The 23,367-nt window shown below is 62.7% G+C and carries 27 protein-coding genes; 11 read left to right on the top strand and 16 right to left on the bottom strand.

The annotated features are described in order from the left end of the window. Nucleotides 1-8: 8 nt before the first annotated feature. Nucleotides 9-839 carry a tRNA threonylcarbamoyladenosine dehydratase gene (locus OQE56_RS09790; RefSeq protein ID WP_267224347.1) on the bottom strand — a complete coding sequence of 277 codons (831 nt, stop codon included), beginning with the start codon at nucleotides 837-839 and terminating at the stop codon, nucleotides 9-11. Nucleotides 840-984: 145 nt separating this feature from the next. On the opposite strand from OQE56_RS09790, the gene OQE56_RS09785 reads away from it, so the two are divergent. Then, entirely contained in the window at nucleotides 985-1,374 is a 390-nt protein-coding gene (locus tag OQE56_RS09785; protein ID WP_267223910.1) for a cytochrome c, read from the top strand. 105 nt (nucleotides 1,375-1,479) lie between these two features. On the opposite strand, the gene OQE56_RS09780 is transcribed toward OQE56_RS09785, so the two are convergent. The 6 genes from OQE56_RS09780 to OQE56_RS09755 form a co-directional block, all read right to left on the bottom strand. Further along, nucleotides 1,480-1,782: an Mpo1-like protein gene (locus OQE56_RS09780; RefSeq protein WP_267223908.1), complete on the bottom strand. Its 303-nt coding sequence runs from the start codon at nucleotides 1,780-1,782 to the stop codon at nucleotides 1,480-1,482. A gap of 98 nt (nucleotides 1,783-1,880) precedes the next feature. Next, a complete protein-coding gene (locus tag OQE56_RS09775; RefSeq protein ID WP_267223906.1) occupies nucleotides 1,881-2,753 on the bottom strand; it encodes a pirin family protein in 873 nt (290 codons plus the stop codon). 14 nt (nucleotides 2,754-2,767) lie between these two features. Then, nucleotides 2,768-3,826: an NADH:flavin oxidoreductase/NADH oxidase gene (locus OQE56_RS09770; protein ID WP_267223904.1), complete on the bottom strand. Its 1,059-nt coding sequence runs from the start codon at nucleotides 3,824-3,826 to the stop codon at nucleotides 2,768-2,770. Nucleotides 3,827-3,878: 52 nt separating this feature from the next. Further along, the gene (locus OQE56_RS09765) at nucleotides 3,879-4,775 is read right to left on the bottom strand and encodes an alpha/beta hydrolase family protein (RefSeq protein WP_267223902.1); all 897 of its coding nucleotides are present in this window, start codon (nucleotides 4,773-4,775) and stop codon (nucleotides 3,879-3,881) included. Between the two features lie 123 nt (nucleotides 4,776-4,898). Next, nucleotides 4,899-5,108 carry a cold-shock protein gene (locus tag OQE56_RS09760; RefSeq protein ID WP_019465668.1) on the bottom strand — a complete coding sequence of 70 codons (210 nt, stop codon included), beginning with the start codon at nucleotides 5,106-5,108 and terminating at the stop codon, nucleotides 4,899-4,901. Between the two features lie 289 nt (nucleotides 5,109-5,397). Next, nucleotides 5,398-5,607: a cold-shock protein gene (locus OQE56_RS09755; RefSeq protein WP_267223897.1), complete on the bottom strand. Its 210-nt coding sequence runs from the start codon at nucleotides 5,605-5,607 to the stop codon at nucleotides 5,398-5,400. 344 nt (nucleotides 5,608-5,951) lie between these two features. Between OQE56_RS09755 and OQE56_RS09750 the strand changes: the two genes are divergently transcribed. Further along, nucleotides 5,952-6,428 carry a hypothetical protein gene (locus OQE56_RS09750; RefSeq protein WP_267223893.1) on the top strand — a complete coding sequence of 159 codons (477 nt, stop codon included), beginning with the start codon at nucleotides 5,952-5,954 and terminating at the stop codon, nucleotides 6,426-6,428. 4 nt (nucleotides 6,429-6,432) lie between these two features. On the opposite strand, the gene OQE56_RS09745 is transcribed toward OQE56_RS09750, so the two are convergent. After that, the gene (locus OQE56_RS09745; RefSeq protein ID WP_267223891.1) at nucleotides 6,433-7,662 is read right to left on the bottom strand and encodes a winged helix-turn-helix domain-containing protein; all 1,230 of its coding nucleotides are present in this window, start codon (nucleotides 7,660-7,662) and stop codon (nucleotides 6,433-6,435) included. A 200-nt stretch (nucleotides 7,663-7,862) separates the two neighbouring features. Here OQE56_RS09745 and OQE56_RS09740 point away from each other — a divergent pair, with 200 nt between their 5' ends. Both OQE56_RS09740 and OQE56_RS09735 read left to right on the top strand, forming a co-directional pair. Further along, entirely contained in the window at nucleotides 7,863-8,243 is a 381-nt protein-coding gene (locus OQE56_RS09740) for a hypothetical protein (protein ID WP_267223889.1), read from the top strand. A 118-nt stretch (nucleotides 8,244-8,361) separates the two neighbouring features. Further along, on the top strand, nucleotides 8,362-9,480 hold the full coding sequence (locus tag OQE56_RS09735) for a phospholipase A (RefSeq protein ID WP_267223887.1): 1,119 nt from the start codon (nucleotides 8,362-8,364) through the stop codon (nucleotides 9,478-9,480). A gap of 23 nt (nucleotides 9,481-9,503) precedes the next feature. Here OQE56_RS09735 and OQE56_RS09730 read toward each other — a convergent pair whose 3' ends face one another. Then, nucleotides 9,504-10,682, bottom strand: coding sequence for an FAD-dependent oxidoreductase (locus tag OQE56_RS09730; RefSeq protein WP_267223885.1), 1,179 nt, complete (start codon nucleotides 10,680-10,682; stop codon nucleotides 9,504-9,506). A 99-nt stretch (nucleotides 10,683-10,781) separates the two neighbouring features. After that, nucleotides 10,782-11,264 carry an FKBP-type peptidyl-prolyl cis-trans isomerase gene (locus OQE56_RS09725; RefSeq protein ID WP_323748573.1) on the bottom strand — a complete coding sequence of 161 codons (483 nt, stop codon included), beginning with the start codon at nucleotides 11,262-11,264 and terminating at the stop codon, nucleotides 10,782-10,784. Between the two features lie 116 nt (nucleotides 11,265-11,380). Between OQE56_RS09725 and dacB the strand changes: the two genes are divergently transcribed. Continuing rightward, nucleotides 11,381-12,994, top strand: coding sequence for a D-alanyl-D-alanine carboxypeptidase/D-alanyl-D-alanine endopeptidase (dacB, locus tag OQE56_RS09720; protein ID WP_267223882.1), 1,614 nt, complete (start codon nucleotides 11,381-11,383; stop codon nucleotides 12,992-12,994). Here dacB and OQE56_RS09715 read toward each other — a convergent pair. After that, nucleotides 12,979-13,464, bottom strand: a complete 486-nt coding sequence (locus OQE56_RS09715; RefSeq protein ID WP_267223879.1) for a glutathione peroxidase — start codon at nucleotides 13,462-13,464, stop codon at nucleotides 12,979-12,981. The two genes, dacB and OQE56_RS09715, sit on opposite strands and share 16 nt — an antisense overlap. Nucleotides 13,465-13,631: 167 nt before the next feature. Here OQE56_RS09715 and OQE56_RS09710 point away from each other — a divergent pair, with 167 nt between their 5' ends. The 3 genes from OQE56_RS09710 to OQE56_RS09700 all read left to right on the top strand — a co-directional run bounded on the left by OQE56_RS09710 (nucleotide 13,632) and on the right by OQE56_RS09700 (nucleotide 16,212). Beyond that, nucleotides 13,632-14,660: a methionine ABC transporter ATP-binding protein gene (locus tag OQE56_RS09710; RefSeq protein ID WP_267223877.1), complete on the top strand. Its 1,029-nt coding sequence runs from the start codon at nucleotides 13,632-13,634 to the stop codon at nucleotides 14,658-14,660. Then, complete coding sequence (locus tag OQE56_RS09705) at nucleotides 14,657-15,337, top strand: methionine ABC transporter permease (RefSeq protein WP_267223876.1); 681 nt, start codon at nucleotides 14,657-14,659, stop codon at nucleotides 15,335-15,337. Before OQE56_RS09710 ends, OQE56_RS09705 begins: the two co-directional genes overlap by 4 nt. 71 nt (nucleotides 15,338-15,408) lie before the next feature. Beyond that, nucleotides 15,409-16,212, top strand: coding sequence for a MetQ/NlpA family ABC transporter substrate-binding protein (locus OQE56_RS09700; RefSeq protein WP_267223874.1), 804 nt, complete (start codon nucleotides 15,409-15,411; stop codon nucleotides 16,210-16,212). 50 nt (nucleotides 16,213-16,262) lie between these two features. Here the strand turns inward: OQE56_RS09700 and pncB are convergent, their stop codons facing one another. Continuing rightward, nucleotides 16,263-17,459: a nicotinate phosphoribosyltransferase gene (gene pncB / locus OQE56_RS09695; RefSeq protein ID WP_267223872.1), complete on the bottom strand. Its 1,197-nt coding sequence runs from the start codon at nucleotides 17,457-17,459 to the stop codon at nucleotides 16,263-16,265. 334 nt (nucleotides 17,460-17,793) lie between these two features. On the opposite strand from pncB, the gene OQE56_RS09690 reads away from it, so the two are divergent. Further along, nucleotides 17,794-18,609, top strand: a complete 816-nt coding sequence (locus OQE56_RS09690) for a cytochrome c (protein ID WP_267223870.1) — start codon at nucleotides 17,794-17,796, stop codon at nucleotides 18,607-18,609. A 21-nt stretch (nucleotides 18,610-18,630) separates the two neighbouring features. Here OQE56_RS09690 and OQE56_RS09685 read toward each other — a convergent pair whose 3' ends face one another. The 3 genes from OQE56_RS09685 to OQE56_RS09675 form a co-directional block, all read right to left on the bottom strand. Next, nucleotides 18,631-19,722 carry an aminopeptidase gene (locus tag OQE56_RS09685; protein ID WP_425601615.1) on the bottom strand — a complete coding sequence of 364 codons (1,092 nt, stop codon included), beginning with the start codon at nucleotides 19,720-19,722 and terminating at the stop codon, nucleotides 18,631-18,633. 14 nt (nucleotides 19,723-19,736) lie between these two features. Then, nucleotides 19,737-20,123 (bottom strand): hypothetical protein, encoded by a 387-nt coding sequence (locus tag OQE56_RS09680; protein ID WP_267223868.1) that lies wholly within the window; start codon nucleotides 20,121-20,123, stop codon nucleotides 19,737-19,739. A gap of 154 nt (nucleotides 20,124-20,277) precedes the next feature. Continuing rightward, nucleotides 20,278-20,880, bottom strand: coding sequence for a rhomboid family intramembrane serine protease (locus tag OQE56_RS09675; protein WP_267223866.1), 603 nt, complete (start codon nucleotides 20,878-20,880; stop codon nucleotides 20,278-20,280). Nucleotides 20,881-21,044: 164 nt separating this feature from the next. Here OQE56_RS09675 and OQE56_RS09670 point away from each other — a divergent pair, with 164 nt between their 5' ends. Together OQE56_RS09670 and OQE56_RS09665 are read left to right on the top strand one after the other, a co-directional pair. Then, the gene (locus OQE56_RS09670) at nucleotides 21,045-21,926 is read left to right on the top strand and encodes a PhzF family phenazine biosynthesis protein (protein WP_267223864.1); all 882 of its coding nucleotides are present in this window, start codon (nucleotides 21,045-21,047) and stop codon (nucleotides 21,924-21,926) included. After that, entirely contained in the window at nucleotides 21,923-22,390 is a 468-nt protein-coding gene (locus tag OQE56_RS09665; protein ID WP_267223862.1) for a YaiI/YqxD family protein, read from the top strand. Before OQE56_RS09670 ends, OQE56_RS09665 begins: the two co-directional genes overlap by 4 nt. A gap of 30 nt (nucleotides 22,391-22,420) precedes the next feature. Here OQE56_RS09665 and OQE56_RS09660 read toward each other — a convergent pair whose 3' ends face one another. Then, the gene (locus OQE56_RS09660; RefSeq protein WP_267223861.1) at nucleotides 22,421-23,308 is read right to left on the bottom strand and encodes an NAD(P)-dependent oxidoreductase; all 888 of its coding nucleotides are present in this window, start codon (nucleotides 23,306-23,308) and stop codon (nucleotides 22,421-22,423) included. Nucleotides 23,309-23,367: the final 59 nt, after the last annotated feature.

The following is a 23,367-nucleotide window of genomic DNA, read 5'->3' as shown; positions in this document are numbered from 1 at the left end:
TCGTTCACTCACTTCTCGCTCAAAAGCCTTTCCATCACCCTGCCCACCGCCGCAAAGGCAAAGGCACCTGTGACATGCGTGGCGGCGCCAAGGCCGCCACCACAGGCAAGGTTGAGCGCCTCGGCGCCGTTCGCTACCGGCGGGCGCGTGCCGCACACGGTGCCGTCCGGTTGCGGGTACTGCACGTTCTGCAGCGAGTACACCGCCGATACGCCAAAGTAGCGATCCGGGTTGCGCGGAAAGTTGAAGTCTTGCCGGAGCTTTTTGCGGATCAGGCTGAACATGGCGTCGTGCTCAGTACGCGACAGGTCACGCACGCGGATCTGCGTGGGATCGGTACGGCCACCGGCCGAGCCGACGGTCACCATCGGCAACTTGCGGCGGCGGCACCACGCGATGGCCTCCAGCTTCACGCGGAACGCATCGCACGCATCAAGCACCACGTCATAGCCGCGGTCGAGCAGTTCGTCGAGCGTGGAGGTGGTGAGGAAGCGCTCTATCGCGTCCACCTTGATGGCCGGATTGATCGCGCGAAGGCGCGCCTCGATCACCTTGACCTTCGATTTACCGAACTCGCCATCCAGCGCGTGCAGCTGGCGGTTGGTGTTGGAAACGCAGATCTCGTCGGCATCGATCAGCGTGAGATGACCCACGCCGCTGCGTGCCAATGCCTCCGCCGCCCACGAGCCGACACCGCCGATGCCGATCACGCACACATGGCTCTGGGCCAGCTTGTCGACGCTACCCACGCCATACAGACGCTCGACACCTGCAAAACGCTCGCGCGGAAAAGCGACCGCCGTGGCCGCTGCGTGCTCGTCATGACGGGCGGAGACCATGCCGTCCGCCACTTCTGAATGCTTCACTGGAACGATTCCAACCTGTTGAACTCCGGCCATTTTAGCGGTTACGCGTGGCCACCGCAGCTTGGCCGCGCCAAGGGCGGGTTATGCTTGCCCGCTCCCAACCACTGGAAACCCATGCATGCGCAACGCCATCCTGATCGCGCTCGGTCTGGTCATCGGCATCATCTGCACGGTGTTCGCCATGAATGCCCTCCGTGAGCGCAATCCGTTTCCGCATGCCGTGATGTCGGTGATGGCGCACCATGCCGGCGCCCTCAGCCAGGCGGTGAAGACCCAGCGTTGCGACGCCACCGAGTCCCGCCAGCACCTTACCCGTTTGCTGGAAACCTCCGCCGATATCAGCGCCGCGTTCCCCGGCGTGGATCAGCCGTTCCTCGACGAGATCTCCAAGCTCCACGACAAGACCCAGGCAGCACTGGATGCCGCGCCTGCCGACTGCAAGGCGCTGGCAGCGGCGATCAAGCCGATTGGAGAGACCTGCCAGTCCTGCCATCAGCAATACCGCTAAACCCCGACGCTCTGTAGGAGCGCACTTGTGCGCGACAAACCTACGGAGCGGCAACGACATGACGCTGCGGTCGCGCACAAGTGCGCTCCTACAAAACAGCTAACGTCAGATCTTCACCTTGCCGCGCAGGATGTCCCAGTACATCACCCAATCGCCCATCAAGCTGTACAACGGATGGGTGAAGGTGGCGGGGCGGTTCTTCTCGAATACGAAGTGGCCGATCCAGGCGAAGCCGTAGCCGGTCACCGGCGCCAGCAACAGCCACCATGCGTTGCCCGTCAACCCTGCCAGCACGATCACCGCCAGCACCAGGGTGCTGCCTATGAAGTGCATCCGCCGGCATTGACGGTCGCTGTGCTCGTTCAGGTAGAACGGATAGAACTCGCGGAAGCTGGCGTAACGGGACATGCCGGTTATCCGTAAGGCGGTCATATCAGCGTAAACCGCCGCGCGTGGCGTTGCATGCGCGGATGCAGCATGCAACGCACCGCCCCGGCATCGGTCGATCAAGCGGGCAGCGGGATGAACTCGTCTTCGTCACCCACCACCTTGCCCATGCGCTGCGCGGCCCAGTCCGCCTTGGCCTGTTCGATGCGCTCGCGCGTGCTGGCCACGAAGTTCCACCACAGGTGACGCTCGCCATCCAACGGTGCACCACCAAACAGCATGACGCGGCTCGCCGTGCGTGCGCGAAGCGGCGGAGAATCGGGGCCTGCCTGCACAGCAGCCTGCATGGGCTGCACGGTCACGCCATCCCACTCCACTTCGCCGTCGACCACACACACACCACGCTCGGGGTGCTCCGACGGCCACGGCAGCTCGGCACCGGCCTCCAGCGTGGCCTCGATGAAAAACATCGGCGCGAACACTTTCACCGGCGACTGCTTGCCGTAGCCAGTACCTGCAATCAACACCAGTTGTGCGCCCGGCAGATCGATACGCGGCAACTCATCGGCACCGTGATGATGGAATTCGGGCTCCACTTCCGCATCCTTCTGCGGCAGGGCCACCCATACCTGGATGCCATGCGCGCGCAGACTGCCGGTACGCGCATCGGGCGGCGTACGTTCGGAATGCACGATGCCGCGCCCCGCCGTCATCCAGTTCACTTCACCGGGACGTATGTCGGCCACGCTGCCGATGCTGTCGCGATGACGGATCACGCCTTCGAACAACCACGTGACGGTGGCCAGACCGATATGAGGATGCGGCCGCACGTCCATGCCCTTGTCGGCAAGAAAGGTCACCGGCCCCATGTAGTCAAAGAATACGAACGGACCCACGTGCCGAGCCTGCAACACCGGCAACAGACGACGTACGTTGAAGCCATCACCCAGGTCGTGCACACGACCATCGATCACTATCGGTTGCTGTTCCATCCCGATTCCTCGAATTACCAAGCTCGCTGATACTGCAAAGGCGCCGTGATGGGCATGCCCAATTCTTGTGCTGCGCGACGCGGAAAATAGGGATCGCGAAGGCTTTCGCGCGCGATCAGCACCAGGTCAGCAGCGTCCTCCTCGATGATCCGCGCGGCGTGTGTGGATTCAGTGATGAGCCCCACCGCACCCGTAGCGATACCCGCATCATGCCGGATGCGTGCCGCGAAAGGCACCTGATAGCCAGGTGCCACCGGAATCTTTGCGTGGGGGACCACGCCACCGCTGGAGACGTCGATCAAATCCACACCCATCGACTTCACATCACGCGCCAGCTGCACACTCTGTTCGATATCCCAGCCACCCTCGGTCCAGTCGGTGGCGGAAATGCGCAGCCATAACGGTAAATGGTCCGGCCACACTTCGCGCACCGCTGCGATCACTTCGCGCACCAGCCGTGTACGGTTCTCGTAGCTGCCGCCATAAGCGTCGGTGCGATGGTTGCTCAACGGCGAAAGAAACTGATGCAGCAGATAGCCGTGAGCGCCGTGCAGTTCAATAAGTTGGAAGCCTGCATCCAATGCGCGCAGCGCGGCCGCACGGAAATCTGCCACCACCTTCGCGATGCCCGCCTCATCAAGCGCGTGCGGCACATGCCAGTGCGCATCGAACGGCAACGCGGAAGGTGCCACGGTCTGCCATGCGCCGGCATCCTGGGCGAGCGGGTGTCCACCCTCCCATGGCGGCAGCACGCTTGCCTTGCGGCCGGCGTGCGCGAGCTGGACACCGGCAATCGCACCTTGCGCCGTGATAAAGCGAGTGATCGGCTGCCAGGCGGCCAGTTGCGTGTCGTTCCACAAGCCCACGTCACCGGCGGAAATACGCCCTTCTGGCGAAATCGCCGTTGCTTCGGCCACGAGCAACGCCGCCCCGCCCACCGCACGGCTGCCCAGATGCACCAGATGCCAGTTATCGGGTACGCCGTCGACTGCGGAGTACTGGCACATCGCGGCGATGGCCAGCCGGTTCCGCAAGGTGACGCCGCGTTGTGCGAAGGGAGTAAAAAGTTTCATCGGAGCCGTCCGGAAAAAGTTCTGCCCGAGATGCCGTCGCCACGCGTCCGGTTCAAGGCCCCGTGCGCGGCGGCTCGGCCGCGAACCAGTCGGCCATACGCTCGGCGATCGGCCAGGGCGCCTTCATCCAGCCGAAATGGTCCGCGTGACCGGTACTGAGATCGGCGGCCGTAATCACCTGCTGCACGCTGCGGCTGTGGGGCATTTTTCCGAGCAACCACGCCAATGAGGCTTGCGGACCGAGCCAGTCGTCCTGCAGACGCAATGCCAGCACGGGCAACTTCAGTTGGCGCAGACGCTGCTCCAGATCCTCGTCCAGGCCCTGCGCCGCGTACCGCCCGGTGCGGCCACTGCGCGCCCAGTCGTCGATGAGCCGCCGCGCCTCATTGCCGCCAAAACCGAGCCTCCGCCCAGGCAGGTAGCCCACCGCACGGGCCAGCCAGGGTGCGGCCACATACGCCAGCCAGATAAAACGGCCAAAGCGGAACTGCCGCCAATACGGCGACCCGCTCGCGACCACCACCAGCCCAGCCACCTCCTGCGGATGCAGAGCGGCGTACAACGACGCCATCTGCGCGCCCAGACTGTGTCCACCCAGCCGGTAGTCCGCATGCGGCAGGCGCCTGCGTATCGCGGCCAGGCCAGCCGGCAAATCGTCCTGCAACAGTTCGCGGTAGCCCCAATTCTCACGCCGGCCCGCGCGCCGGTTGCTGGAGCCGATACCACGCCACTCGTGGATGGCGACGGCAATACCGCGCTCCGCCAGCGACTGGGCCAGTGGCAGATAGTGTTTGGCAGATATGCCCAACGCCGGCAGCCAATACAGCACCTGCGCGACGTGGCCCGCAGGTAACTGCAGCAGCACATCTGCCCGGGCGCCATCTGCCGTCGCGGCGGGCAGCGTCTCGCTGGGTGGTAATGACAACTCGGCAATAGACGCTGCAGACATGCGTGGGTGCGCTGAAAAGGGAAAACACCTCAGGCTAGCGAATCTGCGGGTGAGTAAAAAGTCACGCGCAAGAAAAAGGCCGGCTTGCGCCGGCCTTTTTCGTTGCACTTGTTTGCTGCATGCTCAGGCGGGAGCCACTTCATCGGCCTGCAGACCCTTCTGGCCTTGCACAACCTTGAAGCTCACCTTTTGCCCTTCTTTCAGGCTGCGGAATCCGCTGCCGCTGATAGCCCTGAAATGCACGAAAACATCCGGGCCGCTTTCACGACTGATAAAGCCAAAGCCTTTGGCGTCGTTGAACCATTTGACTGTGCCAACTTCACGATCCGACATGACTCACTCCGATCTGCTCGATGCTGAGACAAGTCAGCCTCCCCTTTGGCCGACGGCTTACTGGGCATGCAGGGATCGGGTGAAGCGATGTGGACTCTTGCGAGTCGCGCATCGGGCACGCACGTGACCGAGCAACCACAGTAAACGCAGCATAACGGATTTTTTTAATGCAAGTGAATGACCCTTATCAACTTTCGCATTTTCACATTTTCACGACATTTAATCCCTGAAAACAAAAAAGCCAGGCATTTCTGCCTGGCTCTTTTATTAGCGTTTTGAAAACCGCTTATTACTTCGGGATCACTTCGTCAGCCTGCAGGCCCTTCTGACCCTGCACGACCTTGAATTCGACCTTCTGGCCTTCGACGAGGCTCTTGAAGCCATTGCCCTGGATCGCGCGGAAATGCACGAAGACATCCGGGCCATTGTCACGGCTGATGAAGCCGAAACCCTTGGCATCGTTGAACCACTTGACGGTACCGATCTGACGATCAGACATATAAATCACTCCATAGGATTAAAGAGACTAAACCCGCGCAACTTACGCGAGCCGGCTTACTGGTGTGCAAGGAAACCCTAGGGGTGAGGCGATGAGGCTAGATCGAGATCAGGCGGCATCGGGTCACAAAACTCTGGTGACCCCGGCAAACACAGTACCCACATCATAACCGTTCCCACTTCGCAAGGCGAATAGATCGGCTACGTCGAACCTGAATGGATACCTATAAGGCGATTCGGCGGTTCGTTTGATTTTCACGCCATCTTCGCATTTCATCCATTCTTTAGCTCGGACAGCTAACCCGGATGTCCGGCCCGGAATATTTTGCGCGTAGGAGAAGCCCCATGATGCCCCCCCGTTACCGCATAACCCTCCTCGCCCTTACCTTGGGTGGCCTCGCGCTGGCAGGTTGCTCCGGCCAGTCGTCCACCCACCCGACCACGCCCACCCACACCACCACGGCCACCAGCGCCAGCCCCAGCGGGGCAGCCAGCGGAGCCCGCGCGCCAAGTACCGGCGCCGCAAAGGCACCTGCAGCACCCACTGGCAAGGCCTTGCCGGAGAGCACCGGCATCCCGGCCTGCGACGACTATCTCTCCAGCTACGTAGCCTGCCACCAGGCGGCGGCCATCTATGCCCCGACCGATATCGAATCGCACTACGAAGCGATGCGCACCAGCCTGTTGCGCGACTCACAGGACCCCACCGTGCGCCCCCAACTGGGCGCACGATGCACCGCGCTGGCCACTCAGCTAAGGCAGGCTCTGCACGGCAAGTCGTGTGCGTCGGGGAGCCCGGCTTCCTCTTCCAGCACGCCCTGAGCGATCAGGCGCCACGCCATAGCGCACGCAGCGCAGCCGCCACGGAAGCGGGTCGGCTGCGTGCCAGACGCACCTCAGGCGTAGCGTGCCATTGAGCGGAAGCCTGCACAGCCTTGGCCACGTCAGCCAGCAAGCGGTCTGAAGGCTCTACACCAGGTTCGAGAAAAAGCGCTTTGATCTCGAATACACCATCGCGGCGATGTGCCTTCGCATCGAGGCGGCCAATCAGCTTGCCCCGATGCAGGATGGGCAACACGTAATAGCCATAGCGTCGCTTGGGCGCCGGCACATAGCACTCAATGGTGTATTCGAAGCCGAACAGCGCCTGCGCGCGCGCGCGATCCCACACTACCGGGTCGAATGGCGACAGCAGCGTTGTATGGGTGCCGCGCAATTGGCCTTGCGCGGCCTGCTCCAGCGCGTCTGTATGGTCGCGATGGACATAGGCCGGCACATCCCAACCGGCCACCTGCACCGCAAGCAGCTCGCCGTCCACGACCAGCGGCGCCAGCTCCTTGTCGGTCACGGCTGGCTTTAGGCGATAGTAGTCAGCGATCCAGCGCGCCTGCGTGATGCCCAGTGCGCGCACGCTATCCACCATGAAGCGCTGGCGCAGCGCTGCGTGATCGAAGGTCAGCTGTTGCCGATCGAGTGGCGGATCGAGTTTGGCTTGCACACGCTCGGCCAGATCGTAAACACGTTGAAAGCGTTCGCGCCGCGTCACCATGAGTTCGCCCAGAGCAAACCACGCTTCTAGCCAGCGCTTCTCCGGTTTCCACGACCACCAACCGCCAGCGCCTCGCTGCTCGCTTTCGAAATCCGCCGCGCGTGCGGCGCCAGCATGGCGGATATGCGTCAGCAATCCATCCATGCCTTCGCGATGGTCGCGATGCATGCGATCGGCATGCTTGTAAGCCCAATGCGCCGAGCGCTGCATGCGCCACGCCTGATGAAAAGCAATATCGCTGGCAGGCACAAAACACGCTTCATGCGCCCAGCACTCGGCAAGCTTGCCGGCTTCCAGCGCGTCATCAAGCCACTGCGGATCGTAGTTGCCGAGCCGCGCGTGCAACACGAGATAAGGGCTGCGCGCGACGACATGAATGCTGTCGATCTGCAGCAGTTTCATGCGCGCGATGGCAGCCACCACATCCGAAGGCTGCGCACGCGAACGAGGACGATGCAATAACCCTTGCGCAACAAGATGAAGACGCTGCGCTTGCGTCAGACTCAATGCGACGTGCGCCGCAGATGAAGGGATAGACAACGGTAACGATGACTTCACGTGATCGCGTGCCTGTGTTGAAGCGGCATTTAGCCTGACTTTGTTAGCGTGGGAGCTGGCGAAGGAACACGCAGCATTCCATTGCCGCGATACATTCCAGACGCCGACATCCGTCCACGAGCCACGCATTCTGGCATGGAGTCACACTGATGAAATACCGCACTCCCCTACTCGCACTTGTTACCGCAGGCTCGATGCTATTCGCTGGCACCCTGTTGGCGCAGGACCAGTCAATGCCACCGTCATCGACACCGATGAGCACGATGCCTGCATCCCAGTCAGCGAGCACCACGAGCTCGACGCAGTTCAATACAGCGCAGGGCCAGGTGACCATTCACTCCACCGTGCCGCAGGTGAACGCAGGCCCGGCACCAAGCTTCGAGCAATTGTCCGGCGGCTCGCGTTACATCACTGAGGATCAGGCTGCAGCATACCCGTTGCTGGCCAATGACTTCCTCTATGTCGACAAAGGCCACACAGGACACATTACGAAATCCCAGTACGAGCGCTGGGTGAATAACAACAGGTAATATGGCGCATCTCGACGCGGGGCGCTGGCGACAGCGCCCCGCGTCGTCACATGCGATGCATGCCGCTTCCGGTCAGGGTTGAGAATCCGGAAAGCGTGCGACACCAGGACGATGCCTCATGCTGCGACCGATCTCTCTGACAGCCCTGGCGCTCGTTCCCGGCTTGTTCCCACTTGCCGTGCGTGCACAGAACGCCGAACCCGCGGATATGCGCGCGTGCACTGCCATCGAAACCGATTCGCAACGACTCGCCTGCTATGACCGCATCGCCGGGCGTGATGGCATGCCTGCAGCGCAGAAGAAGGATGAAACGAACGGCGCGGCAACCAACGCCCCCACTGTCACGGTTTTCAGCCACGAAACGGCCAGAACGCCGAGTGCCAAGGCAACGCCCTCTCCCGAACAAGCGCAAGAGGCTCCGGCATTGTCGTTGCTCGACAGCCGTTGGGAGCTTTCACCGGAAAGCAAACTGGGCACCTTCAATTTGCGCGGCTACAAACCCATCACGGTGATGCCGTTCTTCGCCAGCAGCAACCAGAACCGGCAACCCACCAGCCCCAATCCACTCAATACGGTCAATACACCTGAGAACCTGGACAACATCGAAAGCAAATTCCAGCTCAGCCTGAAAACCAAGATCTGGCAAGGCGTGTTTGGCGACGCTGGCGATGTATGGGTGGCTTACACCCAGTCCTCGCGCTGGCAGGTGTACAACAAGCAGGAATCGCGGCCATTCCGTGAAACCAACTACGAGCCCGAAGCCATGCTCGTTTTCAACACGAACTACGACATCGCCGGATGGAATGGCCGCTTGCTTGGCATCGGTTTCAATCATCAGTCCAACGGTCAATCGGACCCGCTGTCGCGCAGCTGGAACCGCGTGATGGGCTACGTCGGCTTCGAGCGCGACAACTGGACCGTGACGGTCCGCCCCTGGTGGCGCGTGCCAGAAGGCGGCACCGACGACAACAATCCCGACATCAGCGACTACGTGGGTCGCGCCGACATGCAAATCATCCACGAGTGGAAGGGCCAGGAATTCGGCCTGATGCTCCGTCACTCGCTGCGTGGCGGCGACCGCAGCCATGGCGCCGCACAGTTCACGTGGTCGTTTCCTGTGGCGGGCAACCTGCGCGGCTATATGGAGCTGTTCAAGGGCTACGGCGAAAGCCTGATCGACTACAACCACAACGCGACGTATCTGGGCATAGGGTTGTCGCTGCTCGACTGGTACTGAGTGTTGCAAGCGACTGGCGATCGCTACCACCACGTCCGCTTGGTGCCAGTGAGAATGCGCAACATCTGGCCCCGCGCTACTGGCATGCGCCCGAGTGGCCCGAAGCAGCGGTCGCGCATCCATGCCAGCGAGCTGCGGTCCGACTGAAACAAGGGTGTTAACCAGCGGCTGAGCCGCTGATAGATGCGCACGTGCCGGCGGCGTTCGCGCGAGTACGCATCAAGCGCTGCAGTTAACGTGTCATGCGCGGCCAGCGCATCCGCAAGCGCCTGCGCGTCGAGCAGCGCCATGTTGACGCCCTGTCCGAGTTGGGGACTCATGGCGTGCGCGGCATCGCCGATGAATACCACATTGCCGTGCACCGGGCGGCGAAGCACCACATCGCGATAACGGGCGCGATGCAGCTGTACAGCCGAACGTATATCGGCCAGCAAGGGCAACGCGTCCGGCCAGATGGTGGCCACACGCTCGCGCAATCGCGTAAGTGCGGCATCATTGAACGCATCGACCTGTTCGCCCGGCAGGCTGTAGTAGAAGGTGAGCCAACGGTCGTTGCTGTCGTCACGGCGACCGACCGGCAGCAGGCCGATCATTTCGCGCGTCCCGGCATACCGCTGATGCAGCACATGAGCATGGGGCCATGCACCAGCAGGCAACAGGCACCACATGGCGCCCCACGGGTAAAGCACTTCCCGTTCGGTGACACCCGGCTGCCGCCGCAATATCGAATGCGCGCCATCGGATGCGACGATCAGATCAAACGGACCATGCTCGCCGCCTGCTGCATCGCTCAGATACTTACCATCCGCCGACACACGCTCTATACGCGTGCCCGTGCGGATCGCGCCATGTCCGTCATACGCACGATGCAGCAGCGTAAACAGGCCGCCACGCGCCATGCCCAGACCAAAGCAACCCGGCGCGTGATCGGCATAGCGCATGTCCATCACGCTGCGCCCCGCCACATTGCAGCCAAACAGGCGCTCGATGCGCTGGCCGCGTGCCAGTGCCTGTTCGTGCAGGCCCAGTTGAGCCAGCACGCTTAACCCTGTCGGTTGAAGCAGGAAACCGGCACCCACCGGTCCCGGCGTATCGGCCTGCTCGAAGATCGTCAGCTCATGACCAGCTGCGGAAAGGAACAGGCCCGCCGCCTGCCCTGCAACGCCATAGCCCACGATGGCGATGCGCAAGCGTCCCTGCATGACAACTCCTTGTCGAACCGGGAAAGGCGCCGGCACTACCGCCGGCACCGTTTTTGGCGTTACACGGCGCCGGCGAAAACACCGGCGCCATCAGCCCACTCAGTGGTGGTGGCCGCCTTCGCCGTGCACGTGACCGTGAGCGAGCTCTTCTTCGCTGGCGGCGCGCACGTCAGTCACTTCCACGTCGAAGTGCAGCGTCTGGCCGGCCAGCGGATGATTGCCGTCGATGTGCACCTTTTCGCTATCGACCTTGGTCACCGTGACGTTGATGACGCCCTGCGGGCCACGGCCCTGGAACTGCATGCCGGGCTGGATATCTTCCACGCCCTGGAACGCCTCGCGCGGCACTTCCTGGATCAGCTCGGCGTGATGCACGCCGTAGCCTTCTTCCGGCGCCACGTCGACCTTGAACTGGTCGCCGACCTGGCGGCCTTCCATCGCCTTCTCCAGGCCCGGCACGATCTGGCCGACACCCTGCAGGTACACCAGCGGTTCGCGGCCCTGCGAGCTGTCGAGCACCTGGCCCTGGTCGTCGGTGAGCGTGTAGTGGAAGGCAACAACGGTGTTCTTGGCGATCTGCATGATGTTCTCGAATAGGGAGGGAGCGCCGGCAGGGACCGGCGCGAAGCGCCAAGATTACCAGACTGACCCTACGCGGCCGCTAGCCGCGGACGGTAAGGATTGGCGATACTTCGCCCATGGTCATGCCGCAACACCTGCTGAGCCGCTGCGCTGCCGCCGTCCTGGGCATCGGACTGGCGAGCCTGGCGATGGCTGCCACCACGCCCGCGGCGCCCCATTCCGCCTCCGTAACGCCCGCCCCCATGGTGGCGCCCACGCTGGCGGAGCAGATCGACCAGCTGATCGATCAGCCGCGCTTTGCGGGTGCCGACTGGGGTATTTCGGTGATCTCGCTCAACAGCGGGCGCACCGTCTATGCCCGGCATGCCGACCAGCTCTTCCAGCCCGCATCCACCGCCAAGCTGTTTACGGCGGCGGTGACGCTGAGCGAGCTGGGGCCGGATTACCGCATCCCGACTCGTGTACTGGCAGGCGGCGACATTCACAACGGCCGGCTGGATGGCCCTCTGATCCTTTACGGCATGGGCGATCCCACGCTTGGCGCCGATGCCGCCACGGCGGAGTGGCCCGATCAGCTCGCCACCCAGCTAGCCGCGCAAGGCCTGCGTCGCGTGCATGGCGACCTGATTGCCGACGCCACCTATTTCGCCAGCCCGATGATGGGCACCGGGTGGGAAGCCATCGATCTGCAAAGCTGGTTTGCCGTGCCGGCCACCGCCCTGAGCGTGCGCGAGAACCAGGTGGACGTCACCGTTTCTCCGGCAGGCGCGGCGGGGTTGTCAGCAGATATCAGCTTCAATCCTTCCAATGCGATACCCAGCGTGGTCAATGAGATCACCACGACAGCCGCTCGCACGCGCAACGACATCAACCTCTATCGCGCGCCTGGCGATGGCGTGCTGTATGCGTTCGGCACCATCGCGGCGAAATCGGCCGCGCAGAGTTACAAGCTGGCCGTGCCCGACCCCGCACGCTTTGCCGGTGCACTGCTGCAGCAGGCACTGATGCGTCACGGCATTCAGCTCGACGGAAAATTGGTATCGATGCATTGGCCGCGTCGGGATACCGCTCTTCCCGCCCAGCCTCGCACGCTGGCAGAAGTGCTTTCGCCGCCGGTCGGCGACATTCTCGGCCGCGGGCTCAAGCGGTCACAAAACCTCTACCTGCAAAACCTGTTGCTGCTCGCCGGCGTCAAGGCGCAAAGCGACACCGAGCAACACGAAGGCAATCAGGGCTTCATCACCAGCGAACGCTGGGGTATCCGCGCGTTGCATCAATTGCTCGAGCAGATCGGCATTGCGCCCGCGGCCAGCATCATCGAAGAAGGCACGGGTCTTTCCCGCCGCAATCTCACCACGCCCAATGCGATGGCGCGGCTGCTCGCGTTCCTGGCCAGCCAGCCTTACGCCGCTACGCTGCAGGAAGCGCTGCCGATTGCCGGCGTGGATGGCACGCTGCAATGGCGCATGCGCAACACGCCTGCCGAGAACAACGTGCACGCCAAAACCGGCAGCATGAGTTATGTGCACTGCCTGGCCGGGTACGTCACCACCGGCGACGGCGAGCGGCTGGCTTTCGCCATCATGCTCAACAACTACGACCCGCCGGCTGGCGCACCCAGCGCCAGCCACGACATCGACGCCATCGCGGTACTGCTTGCCGCCTCACGCAGCCCGGTGGTCACGCCGGCTGCGTCAGCACCAACCGTCGCAACTCATCCCGCCAACTGAGTCTGGATGTCTTTGCTGATCTTTTCGGGCGTGTCCGTGGGCGCGTAGCGCTTCACCACCTGGCCGCTGCGATTGACCAGGAACTTGGTGAAGTTCCATTTGATCGATTCGCTGCCGAGAATCCCCTTGCCCTCGCTCTTGAGCCACTTGTAGAGCGGGTGAGCGCCATCGCCGTTCACCTCGATCTTGGCGAACATGGGAAACGTGACGTCGTAGCTGGTCGAGCAGAAGTTGCGGATCTCGGCTTCGTCGCCCGGTTCCTGGTGGCCGAACTGGTCGCACGGGAAACCCAACACCACCAAGCCCTTGTCCTGATCCACGCGCCATAGCGCCTCCAGACCGGTGTACTGCGGAGTAAAGCCACACTTGGAGGCTACGTTGACGATCAGCATGGTCTTGCCACTGAATTCAGCGAGCGAACGTTCGTTGCCGTCGATGTCACGGGCGGAGAAATCGTAAACGGAGGTCATCGCGGCATTCCTCGAGGGAGAAAGCGTCAGTGTAGTCCCGCAAGCCACGCCGGGCGATACCGCGCCCTCGCCCCTCGTGATGGGACCGCGAAGGGCACATGCCTTATGCTTTCGCCCGCCGGCCTCGCCGGCGGCTGATGCCTACCCCGGCTCCACGAAGGTACCCCGTGATCAGATTTCAGGATGTCCACAAGTCCTACCGCGTTGACGGCCGGGACGTTCCCGCGCTGCAACGCTTCAACCTCGACATCGCCGATGGCGAGGTATTCGGCATCATCGGCCATTCGGGCGCAGGCAAATCGACGCTTATCCGTCTGATCAACCTGCTCGAACGCCCCAGTGGCGGCCGCATCCTGATCGGCGACACCGATATGACAGCGCTTACCGAAGCGCAGCTGCGCCAGCAGCGCCAGCGTATCGGCATGATCTTCCAGCACTTCAATCTGCTGGCCTCGCAGACAGTGGCTGAGAACGTGGCGTTTCCGCTGCGGCTTGCAGGCGAGAGCGACGCCGCCGCCATCCGCCAACGCGTGGACGAACTGCTGGCACGCGTGGGTCTCACTGTGCATGCCGACAAATACCCGTCGCAGCTTTCGGGCGGACAGAAGCAGCGCGTAGGCATCGCCCGCGCTTTGGCCAACCGTCCTTCGATCCTGCTCTGCGACGAGGCCACCAGCGCGCTCGATCCACAGACCACCGCCTCGGTACTTGACCTGCTGGCTGAGATCAATCGCGAACTAAAACTCACCATCGTGCTGATCACCCATGAGATGGACGTGGTGCGCCGCGTGTGTGATCGCGTGGCGGTACTGGATGCCGGCAACATCGTGGAAAGCGGCGCGGTGGCCGACGTGTTTCTGCATCCCAGGCACGCCACCACGCGCCGCTTCGTCAACGAAGCGTTGCCGGAAGAAGCTGCCGGAGAGCAGATGCCGTTTACGCACGTCACCGGCCGCATTCTGCGCCTGTCGTTCCGTGGCGACGCCACCTGGACGCCCGCATTGGGGCGCGTGGCGCGCGATACCGGCGTGGATTTCAACATCCTCGCTGGCCGTATTGACCGCATCAAAGATCTGCCTTATGGCCAGCTCACCCTCGCCATGAATGGCGACCGCGTGGATGAGGCGCTGGCCAACCTGCGTCAGGCAGGCATCGAAGTAGAAGAAATCACCCCGTCGCCGGAGAACCGCGCATGAACTCCCCATTGCAAGGCCTGTTTCCCAATATCGACGACTGGGGCGAACTCGGTCACGCCTGCATCGACACCCTGTTGATGCTCGGCGGCTCGCTGCTGCTGACGGTGGCGATCGGCCTGCCGCTGGGCGTGCTGCTGTATCTCACCGGCAAGGGCCAGCTGCGCGAAATGCCCAAGCTGTATGCCGTGCTGTCGCTGGTGGTGAACGTACTTCGCTCGATTCCCTTCATCATTCTGATGATCGTGCTGATGCCGCTTACTTATGTGCTGGTAGGCACCAAGCTCGGTATCCGTGGCGCCATTCCGCCGCTGGTGATCGGTGCGGCGCCGTTTTTCGCACGACTGGTGGAAACCGCACTGCGTGAAGTGCAGCACGGCGTGATCGAGGCCAGCCAGTCGATGGGCGCCACTACCTGGCAGATCGTGCGCCATGTGCTGCTGCCGGAAGCGCGCGGCGGCTTGATCGCTGGCATCACCGTCACCGCCATTGCGCTGGTCGGCTACACCGCTATGGGCGGCGCCATCGGCGCGGGCGGACTGGGCGACCTCGCCTACCGTTACGGCTATCTCAGCTACAAATCGGACTACATGCTGGTCACGGTGGTGCTGCTGATCGTGCTGGTACAGCTGCTGCAGATGCTGGGCGATCGCCTGGTAGCGCGATACACCCGCCGCTGACCCTGGCCAGCTTTGCATTGGGCGGTATGGACGGCTATTCTGATGCGCCGCACCAAAGGTGATGCGCCACCATGAAAAAGCTGATTGCCGTTCTTGCCGCCCTGCTCCTGCTGGCGGGCTGCTCGTCCTCCAGTTCCGGCGGCGGCGATGCCAACAGCCAGAAACTGGTGGTGGCAGCCACGGCCGTGCCGCACGCGGAAATTCTCAAGCAGGTCAAGCCGATCCTGGCGAAGGAAGGCATTGACCTCGAGATCAAAGTGTTCGCCGACTACGTGCAACCCAACACGCAGGTGCTGGAAAAGTCGATCGACGCCAACTATTTCCAGACCAAGCCGTATCTGGATGCGTTCAATCGCGAGCGTGGCACCAACCTGACGATTGTCACCGGCGTACACATCGAGCCATTCGGCGCGTACTCGCACAAGCTCAAGTCGATTGACCAGCTGCCCGAGGGCGCCACGGTCACCCTGCCCAACGATCCCAGCAACAACAGCCGCGCCCTGCTGCTTCTGGCCAAGCACGGCATCATCACGCTGAAGGACCCCAGCAATGAGCTGTCCACGCTCAAGGACATCACGGCTAATCCCAAGCAGCTGAAGTTCCGCGAGCTGGAGGCGGCCATGCTGCCGCGCACGCTGGATGAAGTGGACCTCGCCCTGATCAACACCAACTATGCGCTCGCCGCGGGCCTCAACCCGACCAAGGACGCGCTGTTGATCGAAAACAAGGATTCGCCGTACGTGAACTACTTGGTGGCACGCCCGGACAACAAGGACGATCCACGCATCCAGAAGCTGGCCAAGGCACTGACCAGCCCGGAGATCAAGGCGTTCATCGAGCAGAAGTATCAGGGCGCGGTGCTGCCGGCGTTCTGAAGCCGCTCAACTCACTGTAGGAGCGCGCTTGTGCGCTCCTACAGTGTTTTTTAGCAGGTCACCGCTTCAGGATCGGCAGGAATCTCAAACACCTGCCTCAAGTAAGTGACGTACGCGCTGTCATCGCACATATTCTTGCCGGGCGTATCGCTGATCTTCGCCACGGGCTGCCCGTTGCAGCGAACCATCTTGATGACGATCTGCAGCGCCTCCGGCCCCACATCATTGGTGAGGTTAGTGCCCACGCCGAAAGCGAGCTGGCAACGGCCGTGGAAGTGCTCGTAGAGGCGCATCACCTTGGGAATGTCGAGGCCGTCGCTGAATACCAGCACTTTGCTGCGCGGGTCCACGCGATTGGCCCGGTAGTGCGCGAGCACGCGCTCGCCCCACGCGAACGGATCGCCCGAGTCGTGCCGGGTACCGTCAAACAGCTTGCAGAAATACATGTCGAAGTCGCGCAGGAAGGCGCTGAGACCGTAGACGTCCGACAGGGCAATGCCCAGATCGCCCCGATATTCCCTCGCCCAGGTCTCCAGCGCGGCCACCTGCGAATCGCGCAGACGAGGGCCGAGCGCCTGATGCGCCTGCAGGTACTCGTGAGCCAGTGTCCCCAGTGGCGTCAGGCCAAGTTTCCACGCCAGCCACACGTTGCTGGTGCCTGCCAGTTGCGGGCCCAGGCCCTCACGCAGCGTAGTGACCACTTCCTGGTGCCACTGGCGCGAGAAGCGGCGGCGCGTGCCGTAATCAGCGATGCGGCAGCCTTCGTAACCTTCGGTATCGCGCAGCAAGGAAATCTTTTCGCGCAGGCGGCGACGCGCCTCGCCTAGGTCGAGCCCCGGTCGCGTATTGCGGAAGTACACCTCGTTGATGATCGCCAGCAGCGGCACTTCAAACAGAATGGTGTGCAGCCACGGGCCGCGAATGCGAATCTCGATCTCGCCCGGCCCCTCCTGCGCAGGATGGATCTCGACGTACTTGTCGTTGAGTTGGAACAGACCAAGGAAGTCGACGAAATCGCTTTTGATGAAGCGCCAGCTGCGCAGGTACTCCAGCTCTTCCGGCGTAAAGCGAAGCGTACACAAGCTTTTGAGCTCGTCGCGGATCTCCTGGATATAGGGCACCAGATTCACGCCGGGGTTGCGGCATTTGAACTTGTACTCGACCTGCGCCGCAGGATAGTGATGCAACACCACCTGCATCATGGAGAACTTGTAGAGATCAGTGTCGAGCAGGGAGGTGACGATCATCGGCGCTCACGCGGCACGGGGGAATGTGCTGATTATCCCCGCGTTGCCACTCAGGCCGCGAGCCCGGCGCACAAACCTTAAAAAAATGAAAACCTCGGTAGTCAGGGGAGGGACTACCGAGGTTTTGTCAGGCCGGTCTCAAACAAAGAGGGGAACAGGACCGACCCCCCAGCAATGCGATGAAGCTGCACCGCTTCTTGTCGCCGTCACGGCGATACGGGTACTTAGTGTGGCCCGCTCTGACCTAGTTCAAGAGGGTCGCCGGATCTGTTCAGCTTTTGGCAAGCTGGCGGGCAGCCCTACAATCGGCCGCCACTCCTGACCGGATCGCCCGATGCTCCCCTTGTTGCGCCGCCTTTGCCTGCTGAGCCTTTGTCTCGCCCTGCCCCTGAAGGCCGCCGAACTCACGGTCGACCTGGGTCATGGCACGCAGGTTTACACCACGGAGCAACTGCTTGCCCGTGGCGACGCACGCACCATCCATATCCCGGACGACGTGTCGTTCAAACACGCCATGCGCTATCGCGCCGTGCCGTTGAAAGCACTGCTGCAAGGCGCGGATGCCGACGACGCCCTGCTGTTCGTCGCCACGGACGGTTTTGCCGCGGAGATCCCCGCCAATCTGATCCTGCATGCGCATGGGTCCGAAGCCTGGCTGGCCATTGAGGAGCCGAAGCAGCCCTGGCCCTCGCTGTCCGAAGCCAAGGGCGGCGCTGGCCCGTTCTATGTCGTGTGGACCGACCCCCAGGCCATGAAGGTCGGCCCCGAACAATGGCCTTACCAGCTGGCAACGATACGGCGACTGTCGCCAGTAGCCGAACGATTCCCGGCGATCCTGCCCGATATCGCACTGAAGCCGGACAGCGAAGTACGCCACGGCTTCACTGTTTTTGAACGTACCTGTTTCGCCTGCCACACACTCAACGACCAGGGTTACGCACGACTCGGGCCCGACCTCAACATTCCGCACAACCCCACCGAGTATCTGCGCGAGGATCTGCTCCGCGCTTACATACGCAATCCACAATCGCTGCGTCACTGGCCACAGGCCCGCATGCCCGGCTTTGATCAGGAGGCGCTGTCGGATGCGGATCTGAATGCGTTGCTGGCGTATTTGCGGCACATGGCAGGGCGCAAGAGCGCGCACTGACAGGTGGAACTCGCCGGACGCCTAAAGCGACGGCGCACTCAACGATGGGCTGCTCGCATCCAGCCATTGCTGGAGCAATTGTTCACGCTGTGTATGCGGCTGCTGGGCGAATGCACGCACGCTTGCGTAGAACGCGGGCCACTGCCCTTCGGCATGCCGAAACAGTGCGCCAAACGCTGGCGTCCATCGATCGTAAAGACCAAACGGCACCAGCCGTGCATTGTTGATGGGCGCTTTTACCCACGCGTCGTAGCGATGATCGTCCGGCCATTCGCGTTCGCGCCATTGCGCGTAACGCGCGCGGAAGTCTTCGATCTCGCGTTGCTTGCCCGCCGCCATGGCAGGGGTATCGACGCCGCTGGCATAGAGCCTCTTTAAGCGGTCGCGCAGATCGAGCACCAGACGGGTAAACCCGTCGTCCATTGCCCTGGCGTGATCATCCTGTGGCGGCAGCCCGCGCGACTGCCGCCATTCGCGCAGCCCCTCTTCCTGCACAAAGCTGGCGAAGGATTCGTTGAACGCACTGTCATCCTTCACGTAGATCAGCTGGTGCGCCAGCTCATGAAAGATGGTGCCGGCCAGCTCGTCGTCATCCCACCGCATCATGCTGCTCAGGATGGAATCGGAGAACCAGCCCAGGGTGGAGTACGCCGGCACACCGCCCACATAAACATCGTTGCCCTCCCGCTTCAGTCTCGCTGCCTCAGCATCGGCCTTGTTCCGCGAGAAATAGCCGCGGTAGGCGACGCAACCGGCGAAGGGAAAGCAGTGCTGCAGCGGCGACACCGAGTACGGTGGCGTCGCAAAAACGTTCCACACCACGTAGGGCCGGTCCAGCTGCACGTAACTGGTGTAGCTGCGGTTATCGGGCAGGCCCAGATGCGTGGAGGCAAAGTGCCGTGCTTCCTGCGCGAGCAACAGCCGCTGGCGTGTTGCCTGATCGGTCGCGGGGTCGTTGAGCACCGTGGTCACGTCCCGGCGATGCGCTACCAACTCGCCCTGCCCGTGCGCCACGTGGCTGTAGTAGCTCACCGTGCTGCAGGCGGAAAGCAGCAGGCCCATCGCCGTCACGGCAATGGGCCTGAGCATGGTTCTGGCAGGCGGCAGGATCATGCCGCGATTGTGCTTCAGTGGCCGTGGCCGCTCCAGCCACCGTGGCCGCCGCCCCAGCTGCCGTGACCGCCGCCGGAATGGCCATGCCAGTAGCCGCCACCACCGTAATAACCGTGCCCACCGTAATAGCCGTGATGGTAATAACCCGAACCGCCATACCACACACCGCCGATACCGATGCTCACTGCCGGGCCGTAGCAGCAGCCGTAGTAACCGTAATAGCCCGGGTAGTAGTAGCCGGGGTAATAGCCACCGCTATAGACCACACCGGTGCCGTAGTACGCGTCGCCACCGCCCGTCGCAGCCACTGGGCGTACGTAGCTGTAATCCGGGTAGTAATAACAACCGGACAATGCCGCGGTGGCGACCGCCAAGGCAAACCCGGCGAACATGCGTTTCATGACTCGGCACCTCAGGGGAGGATGACTCCACTCTGGACCCGCGCCACCAAGTACGCAATGAATCAAATTGACTAGCCCGGCAAACGTTTACCTGCCAGCCATACTGCGAACGAACCTTCGAAAAGAGGCAATTTTTACGCTGCCTCTTCGCCGCTCAGAAGCGGGGTTGCGCAAGCTGCGCGAGGAAATGCGACAGCACCTCCGGACGCACCAGCAAGGTAAACGCGACGCCGAAGGCGGCGCCCCAAAGATGCGCGCTGTGGTTCACGTTTCCCTGCCCGCGGCGATCCATATAGATCGAATAACCCACGTAAAGCACCGCATAGATGATGGCTGGCATCGGCACGACCAACACCACAATGCGTGCCCACGGCGCGATCAGGATGTATGAGAACAGCACCGCCGACACCGCGCCAGAAGCACCCAGGCTGCGGTAATTCGGGTTGCCACGGTTGTTCAGGTAGGTCGGCAGAATCGAGACCACCAGCGCCAGAATGTAGAACAGCGCAAAACCCAACGTACCCAGCCACGCCGTGTAGAGCCCTTCGATCGCGCGCCCGAAAAAGAACAGCGTGATCATGTTGAACAGCAGGTGGCCAAAATCGGCGTGGATCAGCCCGTAAGTCACCAGGCGGTGGTATTCCCGGTTACGCGTGATAGCCGGCGGCCACAGAATCAGGTCGTTCATCAACCGGGTGTTGTTGAACGACATAAAAGACACGACACAGGTGATGGCAATAATGATCAGGGTGACCATGCGGTATTCCGTAACCGTCGGGGAGCGGTGGCAAAGAGCCCGCATCTTGGCGGTGTGCGGCATGCTTGTCGACACCGCAGCTGAAAAATGCAAGCGCGGGAGCCCCTGACGGACTATCATGCGCGCCTTTCATGCGTTTCCCCCACGCCTGCAGGCATCCCCCCATGTCGATCCGTTACCTGCATCTGGACGTCTTTGCCGCCGCGCCCGGCGGCGGCAACCACCTGGGTGTCGTCACCGACGCCAAAGGCTGGAGCGATGCCCAGATGCAAGCTTTCGCCCGCTGGACCAATCTGGTCGAGACCACGTTTCTGCTGCCGCCCAGCCAGCCCGGCGCCAGCTATCGCGTGCGTATCTTTACGCCGCACAAGGAAATTCCCTTTGCCGGCCACCCCAGCATCGGCAGCGCCCATGCGGTGCTGCTGTGCGGCCTCGCTGCGCCGAAAGATGGCGTGCTGTGGCAGGAATGCGGCGCCGGCGTGCTACCGATCCGCGTCGAAGAAAACGGCCATGGCCAACAGTTACTTCTGAAATCACCGCAAGCCACGGTGGAAAAGACCGGACGCGATGCCCATCCGATGCTGCAGGCAGCCCTGGGCGGCATAGCGCTCGGTACGCTGCCGCCCGCCTACGTCGCAGGTGGTCGTCACTGGTGGCTGGCTGAATGCGCCGACGAGGACAGCCTGCGCCGCTGGCAGCCCGATCATTCCGCCATCGGCGCACTGGCACGTGATACCGACAGTCTGGGGCTGTGCGTTTTCGCGCGCAGCTCGCATCCCGATTACCAGCTTGTCGTGCGCGCTTTCCCCGCTGGCGTGGGCCTGGTGGAAGACCCCGCCTCCGGCGCCGCCAATGGCCTGATTGCTGCCTATATCGCCCATGCGGAACCGCACGGCCCGCTGGCGCGCGGCTACACGGTGAGCCAGGGCCGTGAAATTGGGCATGACGCCAGCCTGACGGTGCGCATCGACGGCGAGACGGTCTGGATCGGCGGCCGCACCAACACCATCATCGACGGCACGCTGCACTGGAACGGACGGGCTTGAATCCGGCCGCGCAAATCTGGGTGGATGCCGACGCCTGCCCTGTCGCGATCAAAGAGGTGCTGTTCCGCGCCGCCGATCGCGAGCAGGTGCAGGTGACACTGGTGGCGAACCAGTGGCTGCGCACGCCGCCATCGCGCTTCGTACGCGCCATCCAGGTGCCCGGCGGATTCGATGTGGCCGACAACGAGATCGTGCAGCGCGTATCGGCTGATGATCTGGTCGTTACGCAAGACATTCCGCTCGCCTCGGCGGTGATCGCCAAGGGTGCGCTGGCCATGCATCCGCGTGGCGAGTTGTATACCGCCGACACCATCGCGCAGCGTTTGGGCATGCGGAATTTCATGGATGAACTGCGCGGCGCCGGCGTCGACACCGGCGGCCCGTCTGCGTTCCATCCACGCGACAAACAGGCTTTCGCCAACCAGCTGGATCGCTGGCTGACGCGGCGGCGTCAGGCCCGCTGACGCACCGCCGCTCCTACAGAGGCCCATCGATCAGAGTTTGCGTTCGTCCAGATGCGCGTGCCGCGCCGCGACCTGCGCGAGGATCGACCAGTCCACGTCGTCATCGCCTGCAGACAGTGCTTCGAGCAAAGCGTCGCGTAACAGTCCGGCCAGTGGCAGTGGTACACGCGCAGCATCGGCAGCCGCCAATGCCAGCCCGATATCCTTGTAGCCCAGTGGCAAAGCGAAGCCAGCCGGTGTGTAGCGCTGCTCGGCAATCAGCTGGCCATAGATCTTGAAGGCCGGCGAAGCAAACGCCGTATTGGTCATCACCTCGAGAAAATCCGCCGCACTGACACCGTGAGCGCGCGTCAGCGCAGAGGCCTCGGCCATGCTTTCGATCGCCGCGCCCAGCATGAAGTTGCCGGCAATCTTCACCACGTTGGCGCGCTCGGGCGCCTCGCCCAGCATCCAGATGCGGCTTCCCATCACCTCGAGCAGCGGACGCACCTTCTCGATCACCGCGGGCTTGCCGGCGGCCACAATATTCAGCTTGCCCGCCGCAGCAACATCCGGCCGCCCGAACACCGGGGCCGCCACATAGTCGAGTCCACGCCGCGCATGCTCCGCCCCCATTTCGCTGGCCAGCGCCACGGAGACGGTGGCGTGATTGACGTGCACCGTGCCCTTGTCCATCGCATCGAGCAGGCCGCCCGCGAAAAAGATGTCGCGCACCGCGGCATCGTTGGCCAGCATGCTGAACAGCACCTCGCCTTGCGCCGCCCGATCGGCGCTCTTCACCACCTTGGCGCCCAGCGACGCCAGGGGCTCGGCGGCGCCAGGCGACCGGTTCCACACTGTGACGTCATGCCCGGCCTTGATCAGGTTGCTCGCCATGGCGCTGCCCATGGCACCAAGGCCGATAAAACCCACTTTCATGCGCTTTTCCTCAAGGTCATCGTGCTACCCAGTGGATCACGCGGCGTGTTGAACCCGCG

It is taken from the genome of Dyella silvae (assembly GCF_026421305.1).
Classification (GTDB): Bacteria; Pseudomonadota; Gammaproteobacteria; order Xanthomonadales; family Rhodanobacteraceae; genus Dyella; species Dyella silvae.
This window is presented reverse-complemented; position numbering and strand designations above follow the sequence as displayed.